Annotated in this window: 22 protein-coding genes, 1 tRNA gene and 1 pseudogene; 11 read left to right on the top strand and 13 right to left on the bottom strand. The window is 56.2% G+C overall.

Annotated features, from left to right (window positions below; translation table 11 throughout):
- Positions 1-372: 372 nt before the first annotated feature.
- The 3 genes from arfB (at position 373) to E1H13_RS23635 (ending at position 4,930) form a co-directional block, all read left to right on the top strand.
- Entirely contained in the window at positions 373-786 is a 414-nt protein-coding gene (gene arfB, locus E1H13_RS23645; protein ID WP_169617338.1) for an alternative ribosome rescue aminoacyl-tRNA hydrolase ArfB, read from the top strand.
- A gap of 264 nt (positions 787-1,050) precedes the next feature.
- Complete coding sequence (locus E1H13_RS23640) at positions 1,051-4,203, top strand: type I restriction endonuclease subunit R (RefSeq protein ID WP_169617336.1); 3,153 nt, start codon at positions 1,051-1,053, stop codon at positions 4,201-4,203.
- Positions 4,190-4,930 (top strand): SprT family zinc-dependent metalloprotease, encoded by a 741-nt coding sequence (locus E1H13_RS23635; RefSeq protein WP_347404212.1) that lies wholly within the window; start codon positions 4,190-4,192, stop codon positions 4,928-4,930. The genes E1H13_RS23640 and E1H13_RS23635 overlap by 14 nt, the downstream gene beginning before the upstream one ends.
- A 223-nt stretch (positions 4,931-5,153) precedes the next feature.
- Here the strand turns inward: E1H13_RS23635 and E1H13_RS23630 are convergent, their stop codons facing one another.
- On the bottom strand, positions 5,154-5,513 hold the full coding sequence (locus E1H13_RS23630) for a DUF5615 family PIN-like protein (protein WP_169617334.1): 360 nt from the start codon (positions 5,511-5,513) through the stop codon (positions 5,154-5,156).
- On the bottom strand, positions 5,506-5,835 hold the full coding sequence (locus E1H13_RS23625; protein ID WP_169617332.1) for a DUF433 domain-containing protein: 330 nt from the start codon (positions 5,833-5,835) through the stop codon (positions 5,506-5,508). The genes E1H13_RS23630 and E1H13_RS23625 overlap by 8 nt, the downstream gene beginning before the upstream one ends.
- A gap of 119 nt (positions 5,836-5,954) precedes the next feature.
- On the opposite strand from E1H13_RS23625, the pseudogene E1H13_RS23620 reads away from it, so the two are divergent.
- A pseudogene (locus tag E1H13_RS23620) lies at positions 5,955-7,775 on the top strand (ABC transporter ATP-binding protein).
- An 8-nt stretch (positions 7,776-7,783) separates the two neighbouring features.
- Here the strand turns inward: E1H13_RS23620 and E1H13_RS23615 are convergent.
- The gene (locus tag E1H13_RS23615; protein ID WP_169617330.1) at positions 7,784-7,999 is read right to left on the bottom strand and encodes a hypothetical protein; all 216 of its coding nucleotides are present in this window, start codon (positions 7,997-7,999) and stop codon (positions 7,784-7,786) included.
- Entirely contained in the window at positions 7,950-8,465 is a 516-nt protein-coding gene (locus E1H13_RS23610) for a hypothetical protein (RefSeq protein WP_206070931.1), read from the bottom strand. Before E1H13_RS23610 ends, E1H13_RS23615 begins: the two co-directional genes overlap by 50 nt.
- 34 nt (positions 8,466-8,499) lie before the next feature.
- On the opposite strand from E1H13_RS23610, the gene E1H13_RS23605 reads away from it, so the two are divergent.
- The 4 genes from E1H13_RS23605 (at position 8,500) to E1H13_RS23590 (ending at position 11,545) form a co-directional block, all read left to right on the top strand.
- Complete coding sequence (locus tag E1H13_RS23605) at positions 8,500-8,646, top strand: hypothetical protein (RefSeq protein WP_169617328.1); 147 nt, start codon at positions 8,500-8,502, stop codon at positions 8,644-8,646.
- A 460-nt stretch (positions 8,647-9,106) separates the two neighbouring features.
- Positions 9,107-9,619 carry a flavodoxin FldA gene (fldA, locus tag E1H13_RS23600; RefSeq protein ID WP_169617327.1) on the top strand — a complete coding sequence of 171 codons (513 nt, stop codon included), beginning with the start codon at positions 9,107-9,109 and terminating at the stop codon, positions 9,617-9,619.
- A gap of 97 nt (positions 9,620-9,716) precedes the next feature.
- A complete protein-coding gene (locus E1H13_RS23595) occupies positions 9,717-10,460 on the top strand; it encodes an alpha/beta hydrolase (protein ID WP_169617325.1) in 744 nt (247 codons plus the stop codon).
- Positions 10,461-10,588: 128 nt separating this feature from the next.
- Positions 10,589-11,545, top strand: a complete 957-nt coding sequence (locus E1H13_RS23590; protein ID WP_169617323.1) for an FAD-dependent oxidoreductase — start codon at positions 10,589-10,591, stop codon at positions 11,543-11,545.
- Between the two features lie 122 nt (positions 11,546-11,667).
- Here the strand turns inward: E1H13_RS23590 and E1H13_RS23585 are convergent, their stop codons facing one another.
- The 4 genes from E1H13_RS23585 to E1H13_RS23570 form a co-directional block, all read right to left on the bottom strand.
- Positions 11,668-12,381 (bottom strand): phycobilisome rod-core linker polypeptide, encoded by a 714-nt coding sequence (locus tag E1H13_RS23585; protein ID WP_169617321.1) that lies wholly within the window; start codon positions 12,379-12,381, stop codon positions 11,668-11,670.
- Positions 12,382-12,580: 199 nt separating this feature from the next.
- Positions 12,581-14,164 carry a chlorophyll a/b binding light-harvesting protein gene (locus E1H13_RS23580; RefSeq protein WP_169617319.1) on the bottom strand — a complete coding sequence of 528 codons (1,584 nt, stop codon included), beginning with the start codon at positions 14,162-14,164 and terminating at the stop codon, positions 12,581-12,583.
- A gap of 83 nt (positions 14,165-14,247) precedes the next feature.
- Entirely contained in the window at positions 14,248-15,267 is a 1,020-nt protein-coding gene (locus tag E1H13_RS23575) for a chlorophyll a/b binding light-harvesting protein (protein WP_240966810.1), read from the bottom strand.
- A 290-nt stretch (positions 15,268-15,557) separates the two neighbouring features.
- Positions 15,558-16,619 carry a chlorophyll a/b binding light-harvesting protein gene (locus E1H13_RS23570; protein ID WP_169617317.1) on the bottom strand — a complete coding sequence of 354 codons (1,062 nt, stop codon included), beginning with the start codon at positions 16,617-16,619 and terminating at the stop codon, positions 15,558-15,560.
- Between the two features lie 367 nt (positions 16,620-16,986).
- Here E1H13_RS23570 and E1H13_RS23565 point away from each other — a divergent pair, with 367 nt between their 5' ends.
- A complete protein-coding gene (locus E1H13_RS23565; RefSeq protein ID WP_169617315.1) occupies positions 16,987-17,478 on the top strand; it encodes a pentapeptide repeat-containing protein in 492 nt (163 codons plus the stop codon).
- Between the two features lie 189 nt (positions 17,479-17,667).
- Here E1H13_RS23565 and E1H13_RS23560 read toward each other — a convergent pair.
- Positions 17,668-17,736, bottom strand: a tRNA-Arg gene (locus E1H13_RS23560).
- 136 nt (positions 17,737-17,872) lie between these two features.
- Positions 17,873-18,058, bottom strand: a complete 186-nt coding sequence (locus tag E1H13_RS27025; RefSeq protein WP_206070927.1) for a hypothetical protein — start codon at positions 18,056-18,058, stop codon at positions 17,873-17,875.
- A 21-nt stretch (positions 18,059-18,079) separates the two neighbouring features.
- Here E1H13_RS27025 and E1H13_RS27020 point away from each other — a divergent pair, with 21 nt between their 5' ends.
- Positions 18,080-18,409 carry a hypothetical protein gene (locus tag E1H13_RS27020; RefSeq protein WP_206070924.1) on the top strand — a complete coding sequence of 110 codons (330 nt, stop codon included), beginning with the start codon at positions 18,080-18,082 and terminating at the stop codon, positions 18,407-18,409.
- Between the two features lie 90 nt (positions 18,410-18,499).
- Here the strand turns inward: E1H13_RS27020 and E1H13_RS23550 are convergent, their stop codons facing one another.
- Positions 18,500-18,682 (bottom strand): hypothetical protein, encoded by a 183-nt coding sequence (locus E1H13_RS23550; RefSeq protein ID WP_169617313.1) that lies wholly within the window; start codon positions 18,680-18,682, stop codon positions 18,500-18,502.
- Between the two features lie 64 nt (positions 18,683-18,746).
- The gene (locus tag E1H13_RS23545; RefSeq protein ID WP_169617311.1) at positions 18,747-18,980 is read right to left on the bottom strand and encodes an NfeD family protein; all 234 of its coding nucleotides are present in this window, start codon (positions 18,978-18,980) and stop codon (positions 18,747-18,749) included.
- Positions 18,981-19,231: 251 nt separating this feature from the next.
- Here E1H13_RS23545 and E1H13_RS23540 point away from each other — a divergent pair, with 251 nt between their 5' ends.
- Positions 19,232-23,125 carry an NB-ARC domain-containing protein gene (locus tag E1H13_RS23540; RefSeq protein ID WP_240966809.1) on the top strand — a complete coding sequence of 1,298 codons (3,894 nt, stop codon included), beginning with the start codon at positions 19,232-19,234 and terminating at the stop codon, positions 23,123-23,125.
- 127 nt (positions 23,126-23,252) lie between these two features.
- Here E1H13_RS23540 and E1H13_RS23535 read toward each other — a convergent pair.
- Positions 23,253-23,443: hypothetical protein (locus E1H13_RS23535; RefSeq protein ID WP_169617309.1), on the bottom strand; the 191-nt coding region annotated here is incomplete at its 5' end.

Below are 23,443 nucleotides of genomic sequence, written 5' to 3'. Positions count from 1 at the left end.
TCAACTTCCCGGTGAGTATTTACACTCGGCTGGGGCCAGAATCTGAGGAACCTCCTTAGAAATGAGCGAACCGGGAGTGATTGAGTAGAGCGATGAACGATTCCGAAATCTTGGAACACTTGAAAGGGTTGTCCATAGAAGAGCGCCTTCACATCATTGAGGCCATTTGGCAAACTATCAATCGTGATATGCGGTCTGCACCCATATTTAACTTTGGTATGCCTTGAAAGCCCGCTGCGCCAAGCCCCAGACTATCAAGCAAGCTATGATATAGCTACTCACTAGCAGAAAACGGTCGGCATGATCCCATAGGCGATCTCTGCACCAAATTCCTACTCTCGCTATGGTGGAGATAGCCGCCTAAAACCACCTATGCTGCAAATTACCAAGCGTACTGCCATCCCGCTCAGCGAAATTGAACTCAGCGCCGTTCGTTCCCAGGGGGCTGGCGGCCAGAACGTTAATAAAGTCGCGACGGCCATTCACCTGCGCTTCGACATTAACGCATCCTCGCTTTCGCCCTTGTACAAAGACCGGCTGCTAAAACTGGGCGATAGCCGTATCACCAAAGACGGCATCATCGTCATCAAGGCCCAACAGTACCGTACCCAAGAGCAAAACAAGGAAGACGCCCTGACCCGTCTTCAGGCCTTGATTAAAAGCGTTACCATAACCCCCAAGAAACGTAAACCAACCAAGCCATCCAAAAGCGCCAAAAAAAAGCGGCTCGATCGCAAAAACAAGCGCAGCCAAATTAAAGCTCTGCGGGGCAACATCCGCGAGTAATGGGGCCACCTTTTCGCTAAACATCCTTAAACTTTGCCACTGTGGTTTAGACGGTCAATGTCACTGATTTAAGGCTGGTGGGCAGAGCCCACCCTACGACTTTCGGGAAAATAGCGACCTCGGCCATAGTCCAGGCCTCAAATATACTCCAATTATCAATTGTTCATTATTAATTATCAATTCTCCCATTCCCGTTGCTATAACAGTGGGAACACTCACCAAACAGGGAATCTACCACCTGACGCCTAGTGAGGAATCACCATCGTGAGCACCGTCGGCCAACGGGAACGCATTACCCAAAATCGCGTCGTCCAACTGTTTCAAACCCACCTGGGGTACGCCTACCTCGGCAACTGGGAAACCCGCCCCAACAACCGCAACATCGAGCCAGACCTGCTCAGCCAGTGGCTCAGCCGCCAGGGCATCAGCGCCACCCTGATCGACAAAGCCCTGCGGGAACTCAGCCAGGCCGCCATCCTGGGCGACAGCGATCGCCTCTACGATGCCAATAAAGCCGTCTACAGCAAACTCCGCTATGGCGTCAAAGTCAAAGCCGGAGCCGGTGAGCAGACCCAAACCGTACCCCTGGTCGACTGGGAGCACCCCGACAACAACCACTTCGCGATCGCCGAAGAAGTCACCGTCAAAGGCCCCAACGACAAACGGCCCGACATCGTGCTCTACGTCAACGGCATCGCCCTCGGCGTGCTGGAACTGAAAAAGGGCAGCGTCACCGTCGAAAAAGGCATTCGCCAGAACCTCGACAACCAGAAAAAAGACTTCATCCAGCCCTTCTTCACCACCCTGCAGCTGGTGATGGCCGGTAATGACACCCAGGGCCTGCGCTACGGCACCATCGAAACCCCCGAAAAGTACTACCTCACCTGGAAAGAAGAAAACCCCGCCTACAACCCCAAGACCGACCCCAAAACCCGCAAATATCGGCCCAGCACCGACCCGGCCATCGGCGACAGCCCCCTCGACACCGCCCTGGTGCGCCTGTGCCACAAGGCCCGCTTCCTGGAAATCATCCACGACTTCATCGTGTTCGATGGGGGCACCAAAAAGACCTGCCGCCATAACCAATACTTCGGTACCAAGGCCGCCCAGCAGCGGGTGCAACGACGGGAAGGGGGCATCCTCTGGCATACCCAGGGTTCGGGCAAAAGCCTGACCATGGTGTGGCTGGCCAAATGGATTCGGGAACACACCACCGATGCTCGTATCCTGATCATCACCGACCGCACCGAACTGGATGAACAGATTGAAGGTGTCTTCCAGGGGGTGGACGAAGCCATCTACCGCACCACCAGCAGCGCCGACCTGATCGACCGGCTCAATGCCACTACCCCCTGGCTGCTGTGCTCCCTGGTGCACAAATTCGGCAGCCGCGACGAAGCCGATGCCCACCAGGGCACCGAGCAATTCATCCAGGACCTGCACCGCCACCTGCCCAGCAACTTTAGCGCCAAGGGCAACCTGTTTGTGTTCGTAGACGAGTGCCACCGTACCCAGTCCGGCAAGCTCCACAAGGCTATGAAGGCCCTGCTGCCCGAGGCCATGTTCATCGGCTTCACCGGCACCCCGTTGCTCAAAGACGACAAACAGACCAGTCTGGAGGTCTTCGGTAGCTACATCCACACCTACAAGTTCGACGAAGCCGTCAGCGATGGGGTCGTCCTTGACCTGCGCTACGAGGCCCGCGACATTGACCAGCAGCTGATCTCCCCCCAGAAGGTGGACCAGTGGTTTGAAGCCAAAACTCGCGGCCTCTCGGAACTGGCCAAGTCCCAACTGAAAAAGCGCTGGGGCACCCTGCAGAACATCCTCTCCAGCCAGTCCCGTCTGGAGCGCATTGTAGATGACATTCTGCTGGATATGGAAACCAAGCCCCGGCTGATGGATGGGCGGGGCAACGCCATGCTGGTGTGCTCCAGCATTTATCAGGCCTGCAAGACCTATGAACTGTTCAGCCGCTCTGACCTGGCCGGTAAGTGCGCCATCGTCACCAGCTACAAGCCCGGCCCCGCCGACATCAAAGGGGAAGAGTCCGGTGAAGGGGAAACCGAAAAGCTGCACCAGTACGCCATCTACCGCAAAATGCTGGCCGACTACTTCAACGAACCAGAAGACCGGGCCATGCACCGGGTGGAGGAGTTTGAGCGACTGGTCAAAGACCGCTTCAAAAAAGAACCGGGCCAGATGCGCCTGCTAATTGTGGTGGATAAGCTACTCACTGGCTTCGATGCCCCCAGCGCCACCTACCTCTATATCGACAAAAAGATGCAGGACCACGGGCTGTTCCAGGCCATTTGCCGGGTCAACCGCCTCGACGGCGACGATAAAGAATATGGCTACATCGTGGACTACAAAGACCTGTTCAAGTCCCTGGAAGGTGCCATCACCGACTACACCAGCGGAGCCTTTGAGAAATTTGACGCCGAAGACGTGGCCGGGCTGCTCAGCGATCGCATCGAAAAGGGCCGCGATCGCCTGGAAGACCTGCGGGAGCAGGTGAAGGCCCTCTGCGAGCCGGTGCTGCTGCCCCGGGGTACCCGCGAGTACCTGCACTACTTCTGCGCCGAAGACACTGCCGACAAAGAGGCCCTGGCCGCCAACGAACCCAAGCGTATTGCTCTCTACCAGGCGGTAGGCAGCCTGCTGCGGGCCTACGCCAACCTGGCCAACGAAATGAGCGAAGCCGGTTACTCCCCCGCCGAAATCGCCACCATCCAGGCGGAAGTGAAACACTTTGAGGCCATGCGCCACGAAGTCAAAATTGCCAGCGGCGACTACGTAGACATGAAGCAGTACGAGCCCGCCATGCGCCGCCTGCTGGATAGCTACATCCGGGCCGACCCCAGCGAAACCCTCTCCGACCTGGAAGACCTGGGCCTGATTGAGCTGATCGTGCAGCGGGGCACCGAGGCCCTCGACCAGCTACCCAAAGGCCTGCGCGACGACCAGGACGCCGTCGCCGAAACCATCGAGAACAACCTGCGGCGCATCATTACCGACGAAAGCCCCATCAACCCCAAGTACTACGACCGCATGTCAGAGCTGCTCGATGCCCTGATTGAGCAACGCCGCCAGCAGGCCATCAGCTACCAGGAATACCTGGAGCAAGTAAAGCAACTGGCCCGCCAGGTTAAACCTGGAGCGGACGGCAACTCGGGTAACTACCCCTCGGCCATCGACACCACCGCTAAGCGATCGCTCTACGACAACTTAGGACAAGATGAAGCCTTAGTCCTGCGGCTTGACACTGCGATACGCTACACCAAGAAAGCCGATTGGATCGGCAATCGATTCAAAGAGCGGGAAATCGCTGGCGTGATTCGGGAAGAAGCCGGCAGCTACAACGTCAATGTGGATGAAGTCCTGGAGATCGTGAAAAAACAAAGTGAGTACCAGTAGCCTTGTCAAAGACGCCGCCATCGTCATTCGGGATATCCCCGTGCAGGTGGTGCGCAAGCCGATCAAAAACCTGCACCTGGGGGTCTACCCCCCCGATGGCCAGGTGCGCGTCTCCGCCCCGGAACATCTCACTGACGACAACATCCGCCTGGCCGTTATCTCCCGCCTCAGCTGGATTCGCAAGCAGCAAGAAGCCTTCCAGGCCCAGCCCCGTCAGTCTGAGCGGGAGATGGTCACCGGCGAGAGCCACTATGTCTTTGGCAAACGCTACCGCCTGGAGGTGATTGAACGCCGGGGCCGCCACGAAATTGTGGTGAAGCACCCCAGCACCCTGCAGCTGCTCGTGAACCCCGGCACCACCCAGGCCAACCGCACCAAGGTTCTAAAGGAATGGTACCGTCAGCAGCTGAAGCACCGAGTACCCCAACTACTGGAGCAATGGGAACCGGTCATTGGCCAACAGGTGGAGGTCTGGGGCGTCCGGAAGATGAAGACGAAGTGGGGTAGCTGTAACACTCAGCAGCGCCGCATCTGGCTCAACCTGGAGCTGGCCAAGAAGCCTCCGGAGTGCCTGGAGTATGTGGTGGTCCATGAGCTGGTGCATTTTCTGGAACGGCACCACAATGAGCGGTTTAAGGCGCTGATGAGTCAGTTTTTGCCCCAGTGGCGGTTGCGCCGGGATACTTTGGCAAAGGAACCCCTAGGGAGTGAGAACTGGATCGATTGATTTATCGTCCTTCTGTTGAAATTTTATATGTTTGCTTCCTGGCTTTGGCGACCGCAGTGATCGCCGATCTTGTAGGATGCGTAAAGCCTGTCGGCATCAAGAAAAGCGCAGCGTAACGCATCACCTTAAACTCACTCATCCCCAACATCAACAGGCAAAATCATCGTTCCCTGCAATCCCTAATTGACTGAACAAACCCATGAGTCACAAACCAATGAAAACTTTAAAGTGGAATATAATAAACAATGCGATCAAAAAAATCGCTTAAATCATCTACTTCAGAAATCAAAACTAGATCGTCAAGAATTTCTCGCCAAGATGCCTTTGGTCTAAGCACAAAAATCCCTGGAATATGCTGTCCGCGATCAAGATGCTCAGCCAGATGACTTGGCATAGAGCGACGATTATTCGTCACCAAAATAAAGCCACGCTGTTCGCACCATTCAAGGATTGCTGGATCTTGTGTTCCTTTTGGCGGAGTTCCAGGATTGCCGACCTCCCAAACCGTTAGGTCTGGTTTTCGTCTCAATAGCTGCGTTTGATAACTCGGAGGCAAATTTTCATCAATCAAATACCTAGCCATGCGTCGCAACGCTACGTTCTGCCTTCATCTGCTTCAATTGAGCAACAATCGCCAATGGATTTTCGTCTTGCTCTCGCTCTCTTTGAGCGCAATAGTCTAACCAATCTGTTAGGTACTGAGTCATCTGAGTTTGGTTATGCAAATAGTAGAGGATCGTTGCATAAACTTGCTCAAGGGCGATCTGGGGGTAGATCTGAGCAATCTCCTCTGCCGTGCGCTGTTGATGAATATAGGCATAGAGAATCGTTTCAATGCCCATGCGCGTCCCTTTCAGCCGGATATCATCCGCACCGAGAAAATCAAAGTAGTGTTCCAACTCCACAGCAAGATCCTGCCCATAGCTTCTATGCCTCAATACCCCAATTCTAGCGACAAGGTTAGGCCAATGAGCGATTGATCAGCAACCCGGTCCACAAAATCCAACAATGCCTCCTAAGTGTAATGACTACTTCCCCTGCTCATCCCCATCCCCTGCTGCGATTGCTGCGCTACGCCAGAGCCTATCGTCCTCACGTGTGGATGCCAGCCTCTTCACCATCCTCAACAAACTCTGTGACCTGGCACCGGCCTACTTAATTGGCGTTGCCGTCGATGTGATTGTGGAACAAGAAGACCCGTAGATTGCCCGCATTGGCATCACCAACCCCATTGGACAACTGGGCATACTCTCGCTACTGACGCTGATAATCTGGAGCATCGAATCGCTGTTTGAATTTCTCTACGATCGCCAGTGGCGCAACCTCGCCCAAACCCTTCAGCACCAGTTGCGCCTCGACACCTACAGCCACCTGCAAGAGCTAGAGCTGAGCTACTTTGAAACGCGCAGTACGGGGATGCTGCTGTCGATTCTCAACGACGACATTAACCAGCTAGAGCGATTTCTTGATTCGGGTGCCGCCAATATTCTGCAATTTCTTACGACGGTTCTTGCCGTGGGCGGCACGTTTATCTGGATTGCGCCGCAGGTGGCCCCTTTTGCCATGCTGCCTATTCCCCTGATTTTTTTGGGGGCCTGGACGTTTCAAAAACGATTGGCCCCTCGCTATGCCGATGTACGCGAAAAAAGCGGACTAATCAGCAGCCGCTTGACCAATAACTTGACCGGCATTGCCACCATCAAAAGTTTCACCGCCGAAGCCTACGAGCGTGATGGTCGAAGACCGGCCCTAGGGCCATCGCGTTGCCCTGGAAAGCGAGGCCTATCGTCGCAGTAATGCACGGGCGATCGCCCTGTCTGCGGCGTTTTTTCCGTTGATTCGGTTTACGGTGGTGGCCGGTTTTTTGGCCACCCTATTTTTGGGTGGGGTGGCTGCCCTCAGGGGGCAAATCACCGTCGGCACCTACGGGTTTATGGTATTCATTGTGCAAATGCTGCTGTGGCCCTTTGCCACCCTGAGTCAGTTGATGGACAGCTACCAGCGGGCGATGGCATCCATCCGGCGGGTGATGGGGCTGCTGGATACGGCGATCGCCATTCCGACCGGCAATCATGCCTTACCACTCAACCATGTTCGTGGAGACGTAAAATTCGACACCATCACCTTTGCCTACGATGATGGCAATCCCGTTCTCAAACGTTTATGTCTGCACATCCCCGCCGGAACTACCATCGGCATCGTCGGGGCCACTGGTTCCAGCAAGAGCACCCTGGTGAAACTGCTGCTGCGCTTTTATGACGTGCAGCATGGACGCATCTTGATCGATGACACTGACATTTGCGATCTCAGTTTGCTTGATCTCAGACGCTGTATCGGCTGGGTCAGCCAGGATGTGTTTTTGTTTCACGGTACGGTGGCGGAAAATATTGGCTACGGCAGGTTTGAGGCCAGCCGCGAGCAGATTATCCACGCCGCCCAGCAGGCCGAGGCCCATGAATTCATTCAAGAACTGCCCCAGGGCTACGACACAATTGTGGGCGAACGGGGGCAGAAACTTTCGGGGGGGCAGCGGCAGCGACTGGCGATCGCCCGCGCCATTCTCAAAGACCCGCCAATTTTGGTGCTGGATGAAGCCACCTCGGCGGTGGATAACGAGACAGAGGCGGCGATTCAGAAATCTCTGGCGGTGATCACCCAGGGCCGCACGACCATTGCCATTGCCCACCGCCTCTCCACCATTCGCCACAGCCACTGCATCTATGTGATGGACAGAGGCCAAATCGTGGAGCAGGGCACCCACCAAGATCTACTAGAGCAGCAGGGCATCTACGCAGGCCTTTGGCGGGTGCAGTCGGGCGATGGCGTAGTGGTTTCGGCACAGTAAAGCGCCCCTTAGTAGGCTGGGGTGCGATCGCCGCTTACCCCCCTGACCAACACGACCCGGCCATAGCGAGGGTCAATGTCTATCCCTAAAATGGCCAACTCCTGGGCGGGCTGATTGAGCTGGGGAGGAATGGTGTAGCGCCCTGGCTCTGCATAGTCTAGGGTCAAGCCACTGTCAAAAACGGCTCGGCGATGCTCTATGGGCAAAAATTGGGTTTCGCCCATAGCCGAGGCCGCCTGGTTTTGAAACGACAGCCGCCCATCGTGGGTGAGAATGCCTGCCGGAGTATCGCAGCGATCGCACCTCCACCAGCCTCAGCCCCATCGCTGCCACATCGGCTTCGGTGTTGATAAACCACTTCAGGGGTGCTCCCATCTTGGCTAGCTGCCTAGCACCGTTCCCTTTCGTCACCCCCCCCACCGCATCAAAAGCCAGGGTCGCGCCGGGAAAGCGCTGCTTGATTTGGTCAAGAAGGGCTTGCACCTGATCTGGTTCAAAGTACATCAGCAGCCCCTCAGCGAGAATCAGCCGCGCTTCGGGCAGCCCGTCGGGCACATCATCCATCCAGCTAGGGTCGAGGGCCGAGGCGCTGACAAAGCGGTGGCGATCGCTCTCGCGGTCAAAGTAGCGGCGCAGCTCTGTGACCTCAGGCAAATCTAACTCGATCCAGCGGCGGCAGCTCTGCCCCACCCGGTAGTAGCGAGTCGATAGCCCCGCTTTTGCTGTGACCCCGTTGGTACTGACAGAGACTGCGATCGCCGTTAGAGCGAGTTATGTCAATCTGAAGGTTGTGATGTGGCCAGGGTTCAACCTAGACTCCCCATCCCCAGGGGTTATCGGCCCTACTTTTGAAATTGTGCTGCCTGACTGAAGAGAATTGTTCTCATTAGTGTTGAGATGTAGTATAGTGTCCGTAGCCTATTGATTTTATTTCTCAATAAGCTATGAATGCTTGAGTAGTTATTTAGGTATCTTACCGTCGGGCAAAATCGCTCAGAGGTAGGATCTGGATGCTTATTCTGTGGGGTTATGGGATTGAATCCCTAGATTTTCTGGTATAGAGCGATCGCTCGAATTTTTACTTCGAGGGCCGTTCAGAGACCTTGCAGGACACCAGAGCTATTGAGTGAGCCATTAATGAGAACAATTACTCTTACTAGACCGCTGGCTGACCTTAGGGTTGCTGTCATTAGATGAGCTGTCCGGTGGCGGTTGTCGTTGTCAGTTCTTCCCGGTTATGGCGCGTTCTGGGGATAGTTCTTTACCCAACTACTCGGCGTTATTGTTCGCTACTGGCTGCTTCAATTTTCAAATAAGGACAAAGACACATCATGGCAAACATTGGACTCTTCTACGGCTCAACTACCGGAAAGACCGCTGATGCAGCGGAGCGCATTCAGGCGGCCCTGGGGGGCGACTCAGTGGTAGATCTGTTTGACATTGCCGATAAGGAAGTCACCGACCTAGCCGAGTATGACTGCCTGATCATCGGCTGCCCCACCTGGAACATTGGCGATGTTCAAGATGACTGGGATGCCCTAATTGACGACCTCGACCAGGTTGACTTCACCGGTAAAACGGTGGCTTACTTTGGCACTGGCGACCAGATTGGCTATGCCGACAACTTTCAAGATGCCATGGGCATTTTGGAGGAAAAAATCACCTCCCTGGGCGGTAAAACCGTGGGCCACTGGTCTGCGGAGGGCTATGAGCACAGCGAATCTCAGGCCCTGCGCGATGGTAAGTTTTGTGGCTTGGCCCTAGACGAAGACAACGAGCCTGACAAAACCGACGAACGTATCAAGACTTGGTGTGGGCAGATCAAGGCGGCGATGGGAGGTTAGGGGCGTCAGGTGTCGGGTGTCAGGTTTTAGGCCGACACCCAATACCCGATACCCATCCACCCATCCACCCTCACACCCATCCACTCCCCCTTTCCTCATGGCCAATCCTCCCGATACTCTGTGGCTGTGCCTTAACCCAAGTTTGAGGCCGTTTGACCAGCTCCTGTGCCGTCAGCTTAATCGCCAAACGGAGCTGCGATGCTGGGGCTATTACCAAACCCCCGATGAGCCCTGTTGCATCGAAACGGCGCTGGGGCTATTGCATCAGTACATGCGGTTGCAGGGGCGACCGATGCATCTGCTGGGGCATGGGCTGAGCGGGGCATTGGGTTTGCTCTACGCCCGGCTGCATCCCCACTGGGTGACGTCACTGACGCTGTTGTCGGTGGGGGGCAACCCAGCCGTGGGGTGGCATGCCCACTACTATGCATTACGAGATTTGTTGCCCTGCGATCGCAAGGCTATTCTCATGCAAATGGCACGAATGCTATTCGGCCCCCAGGTACTAGGGCAGACCCTAGCCCAGGCGAAACTGCTGGCCCAGGTGCTTGATACCGAGTTGACGCCTCACTCCATCGGGCACCACAACCAGTTTTCACCTGGGGGAGTCATTCCGCCGCTGCTGGTGTGTCGGGGAGAGCACGACACCATCGTCGACCCCAACGCCCAGGCCCAGTGGCAGCCCTGGCTCAAGCCCGGCGATAGCCTCTGGAGCTGCCCCGAAGGACGGCACTTTTTTCACTACGATCACCCCCAGCCCGTCAGCCAGATCATTCTGGAGTTTTGGCAAGGGGTGTCATCAGCCTCCTCTGACCGCCCCCTGATTGAGCTAAAGCCCTGAGTGGATGGGGGATGGGTGGATGGGTGGATGAGTCAGCGCCATTCATCCCCCCCTTCACCCCTTTACTTCTTCACCCATCTCCCCCCCTCCCCCATCTCCCCCCCTTTCCCAAAAACAGAGCCCCCACCTTGGAAACCCTTGACTTCGATGTCGTTATCATTGGCGGTGGGCCAGCGGGGTGTAGCTGTGCCCTCTACACAGCCAGAGCTAGTCTCAAAACGGTGATTTTAGACAAAAATCCGGCGGTGGGGGCCTTGGCCATTACCCATAAAATTGCCAACTACCCTGGGGTGGCAGGGGATGTCAGCGGTGAAACCCTACTAGAGGTAATGCGACAACAGGCGGTGGACTTTGGGGCAGTGTACCAGCGATCGCAGGTGTACAGCCTTGATCTCGATGGCGAGGTGAAGCAGGTCTATACGCCCGAGGGTATTTTTCGGGGTCGGGCGCTGGTGCTGGCGACGGGGGCGATGGGGCGCACGGCGACGTTTCGGGGCGAGGCCGAATTTTTGGGCCGGGGGGTGAGCTACTGCGCCACCTGCGATGGGGCGTTTTACCGCGATCGCGCTGTGGCGGTGATCGGCAACAATACCGAAGCCCTAGAAGAGGCCCAGGTGTTGACCAAGTTTGCCAACACCGTGCACTGGGTCACCTTCAAGGAGGTGCTGGCGGCGGATGACCACGCTCAATCGCTGCTGGGGCATCCGGCGGTGAAGCACTGGCCGCGATCGCGCCTACTGGCCATTGCTGGCAATGACAGCGGGGTCACGGGCATTGAGGTACGCACCAAGACCGCCAAAGACCCGGTGGCGCTGCCGGTAGATGGGGTGTTTATCTACCAAAATGGCTCGAAGCCGATCACCGACTTTGTGGGCGACCAGGTGGCCTACAACTCCGACGGCGGTGTGCAGGTCGATGCGATGATGGCCACCAGTGTTGAAGGGGTGTGGGCCGTGGGCGACATCCGCAACACGCCCTTCAAGCAGGCGGTGGTGGCGGCTGGGGATGGCTGCATTGCGGCAATGGCGATCGATCGGTTTCTCAATAGCCGCAAGGGCATTCGGCCCGATTGGGATCACGGCTAGGTGTCGGGTATCGGGTGTTGGTTCCCCGCCTGGGAGGGGCAGGGGTGGGTGGGTCGGGTATGCAGTCTACGGTTTGCGGTCTGTACCGTGCACCGTAAACCGTGCACTGTTCCTTAATCACCCTATTTCGGTGCTGCCACCACCAGCAGCGTAGCCACCAGCACAGCCACGGAGGTGGCGGGCACCAGAAAAATCACCCGGCGGTAGACGGCGGCACTGCGATCGATGACGTCGGGGACAGGCGATCGCAGCTGTCCCGATCGCAGGAGCTGATCTAAATGATGGCCGTCATAGCGAGCCATGCGGGCAAAAGGCAATTCCCCTGTGGTCCGCTGGGGGAGAATGCGACGGCGCTGGTAGGGCACGCAGGCGTCACCAAACTGATCGAGGTACTCGTCGCTGTTGAGCAACGCTTCCACAAAACCAGGCAATCCCTGGGTAGCTAGCACAATTGACCAGGCCAGGGTTTCTCGCTGGTTGTAGAGAGGCCGCCCCAGCACCCGCTGAATGCACAGCTCCGCAAAACGGTAGTTGCTGTTGGTGTCAAACACCAGCCGCCGAAACGAATCGGACAGCAGCAGCCCGCGAATAAAGTCGCGTACCGTCAGCTGACCATTGCGCAACTGCGACTCCAGTACTTTCTGTCGATGGGCCGCAATCATCTGCTGCTCATTGAAGATTTGCCGATAAGCCGCCCAAATCAGAGCATCCATCTCGGCATTGTCCGGTACATTGTCCAGGGAGAACAACCTCGGTTGCTCGTCCCCAGGGACTTCAAAGTTGCGAACCCGCTGGTTTTGGCTAGAGGGGGAGTAATTAAGTAGGGGGAGGGTCATAGTGGATGGGTGGGAGGGTGGATGGGTAGGAGGGTGGATGGGTAGGAGGGTGGATGGATAAGTAGATGGGTGAGTAACTGAGGTTTACAGGATCGAGATAAGTGGTCAGCAGTACTCACTCATCCACTCATCCACTCATCCACTCATCCACTCATCCACTCATCCACTCATCCACCCATCCACTCATCCACTCATCCACTCATCCACTCATCCACTCGCCTACCCCAATCCCTGCTCGCTGAATCTCCAGCAAAATAAAGCAGGCGAAGGTGACGCCGCCGAGGCCGCCGATCAAAAAGCCGGAGGTAAAGAAGCTCCAGTCTTTGTAGGTGGTGAGGTTGCCGGGGAGTTCGCCAGTGGGTTTGGCGCGGCCCTGGAAGACGGCACCGCCATAGAGAAAGAGACAGAGGCTGAGAATAATCACCAGTCCAGAGGCACCGCCGAATCCGGCAGGGAGAGCAGCGTCGGTATTGCGTAGAGGGCCGAGTTTGAGGAAGGGGCCGAGCAGCAGATAGCCGTGGGCCATGCCAATTTCCAGGCCACGGGTGATGGGGGCTAGCCCTGGGCGGTAAATGGGCAAGTTTTTCAGCCAGGTGAGGGTAATGCTGCTGCTGTTGAGGGGAGTGGCCAGGTTGCCCTGCTGGGGGTCTTGGCGAAAGGGTTGCACAATGCCCTGCACCAGGGGGCCGTCGTTGAACTGGGTGTCGCCGTAGAGGGCACCAGGGTTAAATTGCATTTGGCTAAAGTTGTACCCGGCGGCAATGGCGCGCGATCGCAACCCGTGCCAGAAATGCCCCGCCAGTAGCAGACTGGCAAAAATTACATGGAACAGCATCAGCCAGGTGCGGGTAGTGATAACGCCATCCACCGTGGTGGTACCGACGGGGCCAAAGAAGACTTCGGGGTAGACGGTGCCATTCACCCAGACAAAGTAGGCGGCGAAAAAGCCCATGGAGGCCAGGGCCGCCTGGCTGTAGGCCAGGTAGGCTTCCCCCGACCAAACCAACAATCCCTGGGCCCAGCGGGTGGGCTCAGTGCGAATGTGCCAGATGCCGCCCAAAATGCAGATCGCCCCCACCCACAGGTGACCGCCCACCACATCTTCCAGGGTGTTCACGGCTGCCATACCTTTAAGGCTCCAACCCTCGGAGGTGATGCCCACCAGATAGCCGAAGATGGTCAGAGGATTGAGGGTGGGTTGGGTAATTTGGCGCACATTGGCGATCGCCGGATCGTACAGCCCGCCAGCTACGGTGGCCCTAACCACCAGCAGCAGCGCCCCCACCCCCAGCAGCACCAGGTGAATCCCCAAAATCGAGGTCATCTTGCGGCCGTCTTGCCAGTCATAGCCAAAGCCTTTGGGGTCGAGCTTCTCAGGGCCAAGCACCGCGTGGTATACGCCCCCGGCCCCCAACACAGCGGAACTGATCAAATGCACCGCTCCGACCACAAAAAAGGGATAGGTGCTGATAATCTCACCCCCGGCCCCGACCCCCAGGCCCAGGCTGGCCAGGTGGGGCAGTAAGATCAGCCCCTGATCGTACATCGGTGAAAAGGGGTCAAACCGCGACAGTTCAAACAGAGTCATGGCCCCGGCCCAGAGCACAATCAGCCCGGCATGGGCCACATGGGCACCGAGGAGCTTACCCGATAGGTCGACAAAGCGAAAGTTGCCTGCCCACCAGGAGTAGGGGTTCAGAGACTCTTCTACATAGTTGACAGCCAGGGTGGCGTCATCGGAAAAGCCCAGAGGCTTGAGGGGATTCGGTTGAGTAATGGTCATCGCTCAGTCGCTGTCCGTGAATAATATTGGGTGAATGGCTGGAATGTAGAAAAACAAGCCCAAGGGAACGTTTGCACGTGCCCTTAGCTCACCTGTCCTCGCATGGGCTGCACCACTCTGCCTTCCTTAAAGCTGTAGCCCGCCGCCCGCAATGCGTGGAACAGGTGCCCCTGCAAGAAAAAGAACCCCAGCCAGAAGTGAGCATTGGCCAACCACACCCGCGCCGTCAGCGCCCCATCGACGCTGCGAAACACCGGAAAGCGGTCAAACACTAGCTGCAGGGGCGGCCCATAAAACTCGGTGGGAAACACCAGGGTATTCACCGACACAAACAGCGTGGCCACAAAGGCCATCAGGCTCACCGCGCCAATGCTGTAGGAGAGATACGCTTCCCCCGACCAGACAAACAGCCGCTTGGCCCAGGGGCGAGGTACCGTACGAATATGCCAGATGCCGCCCAGCACACACATCAGCCCCACCCAAATGTGGCCCCCGACGACATCTTCTAGGTCGTCCACACTGGCCAACCAAAACCGGCCTTCAGTGCCGAACAGGTAGCCAAAAATCGTCAGCGGGTTCAGGGTCGGGTTGCTAATGATCCGCACCTGCTGCACCGCTGGATCGTACAAACCGCCCAAGCTAGTCGCCTTGGCCACCAGCAAAAACGCGCCCAACCCCAGCAGCACCAGGTGAATGCCCAAAATCGTGGTCATCTTGTTGGCATCGTCCCAACGGTAGCCAAAGAAGGAAAACTTACCCTCCAGCTGGGCTGGCCCCCGCAGGGCATGAAAAAGGCCACCCGCCCCCAAAAACGCGGAGCTAATCAGGTGCAGCACCCCAATCACAAAGTAGGGATAGGTATCAACGATTTGGCCACCGTCGCCTATTCCCCAGCCCAGCCGGGCCAGGTTCGGTAACACAATCAGCCCCTGGTCGTACATGGGCCGTGCCGGGTCAAACCCCGCCACTTCAAATAAGGTAATGGCTCCGGCCCAGAATACAATCAGCCCCGCATGGGCCACATGGGCACCGAGCAGCCGTCCCGAGAGATCCACCAGTCGAGCATTGCCCGCCCGCCAGGGGATTTGGGAAGGTGATTCCATGGTTATGGTCATTTTAGGGAGTCTCCTTTTTTTGGTGATTTGTCTCTGCAATTAGTGGATGGGTAGGGGGTGGATGGGTAGGGGGTAGATGGGTAGGGGGTAGATGGGTGGGAGGGTAGGGGGTAGATGGGTGGGAGGGTAGGGGGTAGATGGGTGGGAGGGTAGAGGGTAGATGGGTGGGAGGGTAGAGGGTAGATGGGTAGGTTTACTGTCCGGATTCATCCACTCATCCACCCATCCACTCATCCACCCATCCACTCACCCACTCGCCCCCTCACCCCCTCACCCCCTCACCCCCTCACCCCCACTAGCCCTGACTCCTTCGCCATCACGTCAAAGAAGGTCCCCCAGGCCACGCCCCGGACGGCGGCACGAGCACGAAAGGCATGCCAGAGGTGGCCGACTAGGGCTAAAAAGCCGAGTCCGGCGTGGACGCTGGCCAGGGCGGTGCGGACGGAGGTGGTGCTGTCAATGGGGCCGTAGAAAATGCTGGGGTAGGCGATGTCGTTGACGGAGACGAAGACGGCGGCGCTGAGTCCGGCGATCGCCAGGGCACCCAGGCTATAGCTCAGGTAGGCTTCGCCGGACCAAATCAGCCGCTGCTTGGCCCAGGCAAAGGGTTTTGACACAATGTGGAACAGGCCGCCGCTCAGGCAAAGCGCTGCTACCCACAGGTGGCCACCCACGACATCTTCCAGGTTGTCAACGCTGGCCATACCGGCTAAGGTCCAGCCGTGGGGGCCAAAGCCAAACAGATAGCCAAAGATGCGCACCGGGTTGAGGTTGGGCTGCACCAGCCGTACCTGATCCACCAGGGGGTCATAGAGACCGCCAAAACGGGTGGCCTTGAGCACCAGTAGCAGGGCACCGATGCCCAGCAGCATCAGGTGAATGCCCAGGATGGTGGTCATCTTGCCGCCGTCTTGCCAGCGGTAGCCAAAGCCCTTTTCATCCAGCCGTTCTGGCCCCAGGACAGCGTGGTAAAGGCCGCCTGCCCCCAGTACTGCCGAGCTAATCAGGTGCACCATGGCGATCGCATAGTAGGGGTAGGTATCGACCACCTGGCCACCGGCCCCCACCCCCAGGCCCAGGCTGGCCAGGTGGGGCAGCAGGATCAGCCCCTGGTCGTACATGGGACGCGCTGGGTCAAAGCGGGATAGCTCGAACAGGGTCATAGCTCCGGCCCAGAAAACGATCAGCCCGGCGTGGGCGACATGGGCACCCAGCAACCGCCCAGATAGATCTTTAAAGCGATCGTTACCGGCCAGTAGCGGCGCACCCACATCCTCGGTGGCGCGAAATGACCAGCCCAGCGATCGCAACAGCGGCGTCCAAAAAAGTCCATCAGCCATTTCTATGGGTTCCTCTAGATAAGGGCTATGAAAGGTGTCGGGTGTCAGGTGTCAGGTAGACGGTGCAAGGTGCAAGGTGTCCGGATCCTGAACCGTGAACCTTAAACCCTGAACCGTATACCCAATACCCGACACCCAACATCCTTATTGACTCAAGTTCTCAACAAAACCATGTCACCACAATTGAGAATTTTTGCCAATAAGAAAAGCGTTAAGTTATGTGGAGAAGTAGATTGCACGGATAGTTGGCGGGTGTGGGGCTTTGAACCTGATACCCCAAAACTGATACCCTCTATTTATTGACATTTGGTCCCAACAGCTCCAGGCTAAGTAAGCAACTCATAACTCCTCTCTTGGGAGGTCAATCATGCTTGTAAACGTGGGAAAACGTGGAGTAGCCCTCATGATGATGACTGGGCTAATGGCCTGTAGTAGCCATCAGGTGGTTAGGGCTGAGCCCCTAGTAATCAACGGTTGCGTTATTGAGCCCAACACCGACTGCACCCATGTGGGGCAAGGACTAAAGTACAAAGATCTGACCAACGCCGACCTACAGGGAGCCGACTTCTCAGGATTGACGCTGCATGGGTCTTCACTCCGAGGAGCCAACCTGAGTCAGGCTAATCTGCAGGGGGTGGAGTTTGATATGGCGGCGCTGGTGGATGCCAATCTGTCTGACGCTAACCTGACCGATGCCTACTTCAGCCTGTCTGATGTGACGGGGGTTAACCTGCAAGGGGCAATTTTGACCAATGTCAATCTGCAACATGCGCGTAACGCGGCCACGGTCAACCTGGAAGGAGCCCAATTTTGCAATACGACCCTGCCCGACGGCAGCGTTCGCAACGATCATTGCTAGCTGCCGCTAAGCGACTAATTCAGGCTTCACAACCCCGCACAACCTGTTAGCTACCACCCCCATAACGGTGACACCATGCAAATTGCGAGCGTTGCTGATCCAGAGTATGAAGCAAAGGCTAGACACTTTGAGAACTCATTTAGAATTCCACAAATTCATACTGCTATTCAGCAACGCCGGAATAACCAACAGGGTTGGCGCGATTCGAACGCGCGACCTACCGCTTAGGAGGCGGTTGCTCAAAGCCCTGGGAACCCTTTGATATCGGCTTTTCTGAATCTTGTGGCTTTCTGTTCCCTAAATATTCCCTAATTTTGGTGGAGATGCCTACTAGTTCATTCTATTGGTTTTAAGGGTTGGATGCAGTGTAGCTTCTTGGTTCAGTTTTTAGTTTCTACCGAAACCCAGCCCTAAAGACGATGGTCGAAGACCGGCCCAAGGGGCCAACGCCCTCCAGTGGAAACACATCTACGATCGCTTCATCCTGTTCGAGCAGGCCATCACCATCAGCACCAAGGGGCTGGCGCTGAAAAGCGGGCTCAAGACCCAGCCCCAGCGGCGGTTCCCGATCAACCGACAACTGCGGGAGATTTGGAACGCGATGCGCCCTGAGAACTGCGACCCGGAGGCATTTATCTTCCGCAGCAAGAAGGGGGGCATCATTGACTTTGGCGATTTTCTGAACCACGCCTGGAAGGGGTACAAGAACCGCCACGGCAAGCAGATTGATGGCCTTGTGACGCAGTTGGTCAAGCAGGGGGTAGTGAGCGAGTATCGTCGCCCGTACCAGTGTCGGCATACGTTTATCACCCTGTGCCTGGAGGCCGATATTGACGCCAAGGATGTGGCTAAGTGGGTGGGCAATAGTCCGGAGGTGATTTACCGCCACTATGCCGGGAAGAAGCGCGACCTCCAGGTGCCGGAGCTTTGATTTAGATGAAAGCGGCTTGACGAATCAGGGTGTCTACTTTCCTTGCGACTAATACTCTTGCTGACACTGGGGTTGTCATGGATTGAAAAATTAGTACCGCAGGGACTCGGTGATGATAGCGATCGCTGTCAGGCAGCCAATCAACACCGAGGCACGCAGCAGCAAGTGTTCTACAACAATCAAGATGACCTCGGTGATTAGGTAATACCCCAGTATGAAGGCCATGATGTAGGCGATTGTACAGCCTGCCAGACTGAGAAACAGATATTTCACAGCTTTGAACGTCAATTTTAAAAGCCACCTACGCGGCTCTTGTTGTTTCATGGAGTTGCCTCCGCTAGGACAGGGGCTGAACCAAGAGTGTTAGACCGTCACGGTCCACTATCTCGACTGGGGTACCGGGGTGCAGGGCACCAGAAGCATCAGGCTGAACGAATCGGGCAGGCCAGTAGGATGCCTGAAAGTAGACACGCCCTGGGGTTGAGGAAGTAATGGTGCGCTCGATGGTGCCTCGACCTTGGAAGGTGGTCAAGCCAGAGGATGGGGATAGGGTAGAAAGGTTCCTTGACATGGCGATTGACTGAACTCGGTATGAGGCCAGTAAACAAAAAAAGTCAGAGATCTCCCAGGAAACTTGGGTGGGTTAGGAGAAAGTTGTCGGCAATTTTGGCCGCGCCCGATACTGTTGGTGATAACCCTTGTGGAGCTAGCCTTTCAGCAGCTGGGCCGGGCCAGGAAAGATCGCATATGATTAATGAAATCCCTGTGAACTTTCCCTTAAGTTCCCGATCGCACTGAATCGTCATCTATCCGTCTGCCGCCATGAGCCGTCGTCAACGTGGTGTGGTCTTGACCGATCGCGGTAAGCAACGCCTGGAAGCTGCGATCGCAGCAGCCCAAGATCAGGAAAAATACGGCAAGCGCTTTACTCAAGCAGAACTGTCGGAACGGGCCGATCTCAGCATTAAGACAATCAAGAAAATTCGCGATCAGACTGAGGCCACGGATGAAGGGTCTATACGTCTGCTGTTTGCTGCTTTTGGGTTGGAACTAGCTACATCTGACTATGGGATACCGGAAGCAGAGGCTATCTCTTCTCAGTCCAGCAACTCGGAGACGAATAATCTCCTCCGTCCTGGAGAGCGTTTACGCCTCATTCAATTACTGAACGCCTTGCCATCATCCCAATTTGAAGAAATTGTGTTTGCCTTAGACCTCCCTCGAGGCATCCTGACATCGGGTATTGGTGCACAGGGAAATCGGGTAAAAGCACTGCTGGATTGGGCTGAAGGGCCAACTGGCTGTGGTATCGACGGAGTATTAAACTTATTGGCGGAATTTGCCCCTTTAGAGACGATTCGGACGTCTCAAGAGGCGCAAGCACTCGCTCTATCTGCTGAAGCCACGACGGTTCCCATATCCTCAACCTCACCTCAATCCGCCAGTTTGGATAGACAGGCTGCTCCCAAAATTGACTGGGGTGAGAAGCCAGATACGGCAGTCTTCTTTGGTCGCACTGATGAGCTAACGACCCTGAATGATTGGGTGATCGCTGAAGAGTGCCGTTTGGTTACATTGCTGGGGATGGGTGGTATCGGAAAAACCTCTCTGGTGGCGAAGCTGGCGGATGAGATTTATGAGCAGTTTGACTACGTCATCTGGCGCAGCCTGCGAGAAGCCCCACCCCTGGATGAAATCTTGGTGCGGTTGATTCAGTTTCTCTCTGACCAGCAAGAGACCGAAATCAACCTGCCGACCCGATTGGGAGAGCGCATCATTCGCCTGCTGCACTACCTGCGCGAACATCGCTGCCTGGTGGTGCTCGACAACCTGGAGTCGATCTTGCAGGCCGAAACAGCGGGCCATTACCGAGATGGCTACGAAGGCTATGGCGAACTGATTCAGCACATTGGCCGCATCGAGCACCAAAGCTGCCTGCTACTCACTAGCCGAGAATGTCCTAGAGAACTGGTACCCCTAGCAGGCAATAATCTACCGGTACGGCTGTGGTCAGTGGTGGGAATTGACACCGAAGCCGGACGCGAACTTTTGAGAACCAAGGATTTGGAACTAGATGAGGCGGATACCCAGGGAGATGAGTTGATTCGTCGCTATAGTGGTAACCCCCAAGCACTCCATCTGGTGGCAACGGCGATACAAAAAGAGTTTTTTGGGGATGTGAATGACTTTTTACAAGAGTACGGCACAGTAGTAGACGATGTGCGGAGCCTGCTAGACCAGCACCTGAGCCGCCTTGCTCCCCTAGAGCAATCGGTCTTGTTTTGGCTGGCCATTAACCGCGAACCCGTTGGCCTGGATGAGTTGATGGAAGACCTGCTGCCGCCAGTGACAAAGCAGGACGTGCGGGGGGCATTGAGGGGATTGAGCGATCGCTATCTAGTAGAAACAGTAGGCAAGCAGTTCACCCTGCAAAACGTGATCATGGAATTTGCTATAGATCGGTTTGTGGAGCAGGTTAACAGTGAACTGAAGACCCAGGGATTTGACTTATTTCATACCCATGCTCTGATACAAGCCACTGCTAAAGACTATGTGAGAGAAACTCAAGTTCGCCTTATCCTCAAACCCATCACAGTTAGCGTTGTCAACTTAGCTCAACAAGTCAGCGATTCCCTGCGAACAATTCGCCAGCACCCTGGCTGGGATGAGGGCTATGCCGCCGGAAATCTATTAAATCTGCTGTGTCAGTCTCAATCAGAGGTTCAGCAATTTGACTTTTCTCAACTCACCCTTAGACAAGCCTACCTAAAGGGATTGCAACTGCATGGGTTGAACTTAGCCAACACCCAATGGGTTAAACCCGCTCTGACTAATCCGTTTGGGGTCATCAGCACAGTTGCTTACAGTCCCGATGGACAATGGCTGGCGACAGGCAGCGATGATGCGACTATCCGGCTGTGGCAGGTGAGTACGGGCCAATGCCGCAAGACCTTGACAGGCCATACTGACTGGGTCAACTCAGTTGTTTTTAGTCCTAATGGGCAATGGCTGGCGACGGGCGGTGGTGATGCGACTATCCGACTGTGGGAGGTGAGTACAGGCCAATGCCACAAAGCCTTAACAGGTCATACTGACTGGGTCAACTCAGTTGTTTTTAGTCCTGACGGGCAATGGCTGGCGACCGGCAGTGGCGATCTGACTATCCGACTGTGGGAGGTGAGTACAGGCAAATGCCACAAGACCTTGATGGGCCATACCGACTGGGTTAGGTCGGTGGTGTTTAGTCCCGATGGGCAATGGCTGGCGACCGGCAGTGATGATGCGATTATCCGGCTATGGCAGGTAAGCACGGGCCAATGCCACAAGACCTTGATGGGCCATACCCGCTGGGTTAGGTCGGTGGTGTTTAGTCCCGATGGGCAATGGCTGGCGACGGGCAGCGATGATGCGACTATCCGGCTATGGCAGGTGAGTACAGGCCAATGCCACAAAACCTTGACCGGCCACACCCACTGGGTCAGCTCGGTGGTGTTTAGTCCCGATGGGCAATGGCTGGCGACTGGCGGTGATGCGACTATCCGGCTGTGGCAGGTGAGCACAGACCAATGCCACATAACCTTGACCGGCCATACCGACTGGGTCAGATCGGTGGTGTTTAGTCCTGATGGGCAATGGCTGGCTACCGGCAGCAGTGATGCGACTATCCGTTTGTGGCAGGTGAGCACAGGCCAATGCCACAAGACCTTGACGGGCCATACCCGCTGGGTTAAGTCGGTGGTGTTTAGCCCCGATGGGCAATGGCTGGCGACCGGCAGTGATGATGCGATTATCCGTTTGTGGCAGGTAAGCACGGGCCAATGCCACAAGACCTTGATGGGCCATACCCGCTGGGTTAGCTCAGTGGTGTTTAGTCCTGATGGGCAATGGCTGGCGACCGGCAGCGATGATGCGACTATCCGGCTGTGGCAGGTGAGCACAGGCCAATGCCACAAGACATTGACAGGGCATACTGATTGTGTCAACTCGGTGGTGTTTAGTCCCGATGGGCAATGGCTGGCGACCGGCAGCGATGATGTGACTATCCGGCTGTGGCAGGTGAGCACAGGCCAATGCCACAAGACATTGACAGGGCATACTGATTGTGTCAACTCGGTGGTGTTTAGTCCCGATGGGCAATGGCTGGCGACGGGCAGCGATGACGCCATCATTCGGCTATGGCAGGTGAGCACGGGCCAATGCCACAAGACCTTAACGGGCCATGCCGACTGGGTCAGCTCGGTGGCGTTTAGTCCCGATGGGCAATGGCTGGCGACGGGCAGCGGTGATGCGACTATACGGCTATGGCAGGTGAGGACGGGACAGTGCCACAAGACCTTGACGGGCCATACCCGCTGGGTCAGATCGGTAGTTTTTAGTCCCGATGGGCAATGGCTGGCGACGGGCAGCGATGATGCGACTATCCGGCTGTGGCAAGTAAGCACGGGACAGTGCCACAAGACCTTAACGGGTCATACCCGCTGGGTCAGATCGGTGGTGTTTAGCCCCGATGGGCAATGGCTGGCGACGGGCAGCGATGATGCGACTATCCGGCTGTGGCAGGTGAGCACAGGCCAATGTTTGGCCGTATGGCACATTCCTCGCCCTTATGAAGGCACCAATATTACTGGGGCGCGAGGTTTAAATGAGCCCCAACGTGCTTCCTTACTCGCTTTGGGTGCCATTGATTCCGCTTTAGAAGAAGCACCTTGCGCATAACGCATATAAACCTGGTTTCAAGACACCTCTATTTCTTGTTCTTGATTTCAGACTTAGCGCTGGAGAGCCAACTTTAGCAATCGGTTCCTTTTCGTTGAGGGCAGGGACGTTGACAAACCACAGGGCACTATTTCCTTATTCGTGACTTTTGGGGGTAACTCAACAACCCCTGTCGATAAACCTCGATCGCCCGCATGTGGGCCTTGGGGTTATCTCGATTGTGCAGCCAATCCTGAATCAGCTCCAGGTTATAGCGCACACAACGACTATTGATCCGCACCCAGTGGATGCCCTCGATCCAGTCCCCTTGAAGACGGT

It is taken from the genome of Nodosilinea sp. P-1105, from assembly GCF_012911975.1.
Classification (GTDB): domain Bacteria; phylum Cyanobacteriota; class Cyanobacteriia; order Phormidesmidales; family Phormidesmidaceae; genus Nodosilinea.
This window is presented reverse-complemented; position numbering and strand designations above follow the sequence as displayed.

What these genes read in the sequence shown, in the direction of transcription:
- arfB (WP_169617338.1), top strand. Translation starts at nt 373, where the DNA reads ATGCTGCAAATTACCAAGCGTACTGCCATCCCGCTCAGCGAAATTGAA.
- E1H13_RS23630 (WP_169617334.1), bottom strand. Translation starts at nt 5,513, where the DNA reads ATGGCTAGGTATTTGATTGATGAAAATTTGCCTCCGAGTTATCAAACG.
- E1H13_RS23615 (WP_169617330.1), bottom strand. Translation starts at nt 7,999, where the DNA reads ATGGGCGAAACCCAATTTTTGCCCATAGAGCATCGCCGAGCCGTTTTT.
- fldA (WP_169617327.1), top strand. Translation starts at nt 9,107, where the DNA reads ATGGCAAACATTGGACTCTTCTACGGCTCAACTACCGGAAAGACCGCT.
- E1H13_RS23595 (WP_169617325.1), top strand. Translation starts at nt 9,717, where the DNA reads ATGGCCAATCCTCCCGATACTCTGTGGCTGTGCCTTAACCCAAGTTTG.
- E1H13_RS23585 (WP_169617321.1), bottom strand. Translation starts at nt 12,381, where the DNA reads ATGACCCTCCCCCTACTTAATTACTCCCCCTCTAGCCAAAACCAGCGG.
- E1H13_RS23580 (WP_169617319.1), bottom strand. Translation starts at nt 14,164, where the DNA reads ATGACCATTACTCAACCGAATCCCCTCAAGCCTCTGGGCTTTTCCGAT.
- E1H13_RS23575 (WP_240966810.1), bottom strand. Translation starts at nt 15,267, where the DNA reads ATGGAATCACCTTCCCAAATCCCCTGGCGGGCGGGCAATGCTCGACTG.
- E1H13_RS23570 (WP_169617317.1), bottom strand. Translation starts at nt 16,619, where the DNA reads ATGGCTGATGGACTTTTTTGGACGCCGCTGTTGCGATCGCTGGGCTGG.
- E1H13_RS23565 (WP_169617315.1), top strand. Translation starts at nt 16,987, where the DNA reads ATGCTTGTAAACGTGGGAAAACGTGGAGTAGCCCTCATGATGATGACT.
- E1H13_RS27020 (WP_206070924.1), top strand. Translation starts at nt 18,080, where the DNA reads ATGCGCCCTGAGAACTGCGACCCGGAGGCATTTATCTTCCGCAGCAAG.
- E1H13_RS23545 (WP_169617311.1), bottom strand. Translation starts at nt 18,980, where the DNA reads ATGTCAAGGAACCTTTCTACCCTATCCCCATCCTCTGGCTTGACCACC.
- E1H13_RS23540 (WP_240966809.1), top strand. Translation starts at nt 19,232, where the DNA reads ATGAGCCGTCGTCAACGTGGTGTGGTCTTGACCGATCGCGGTAAGCAA.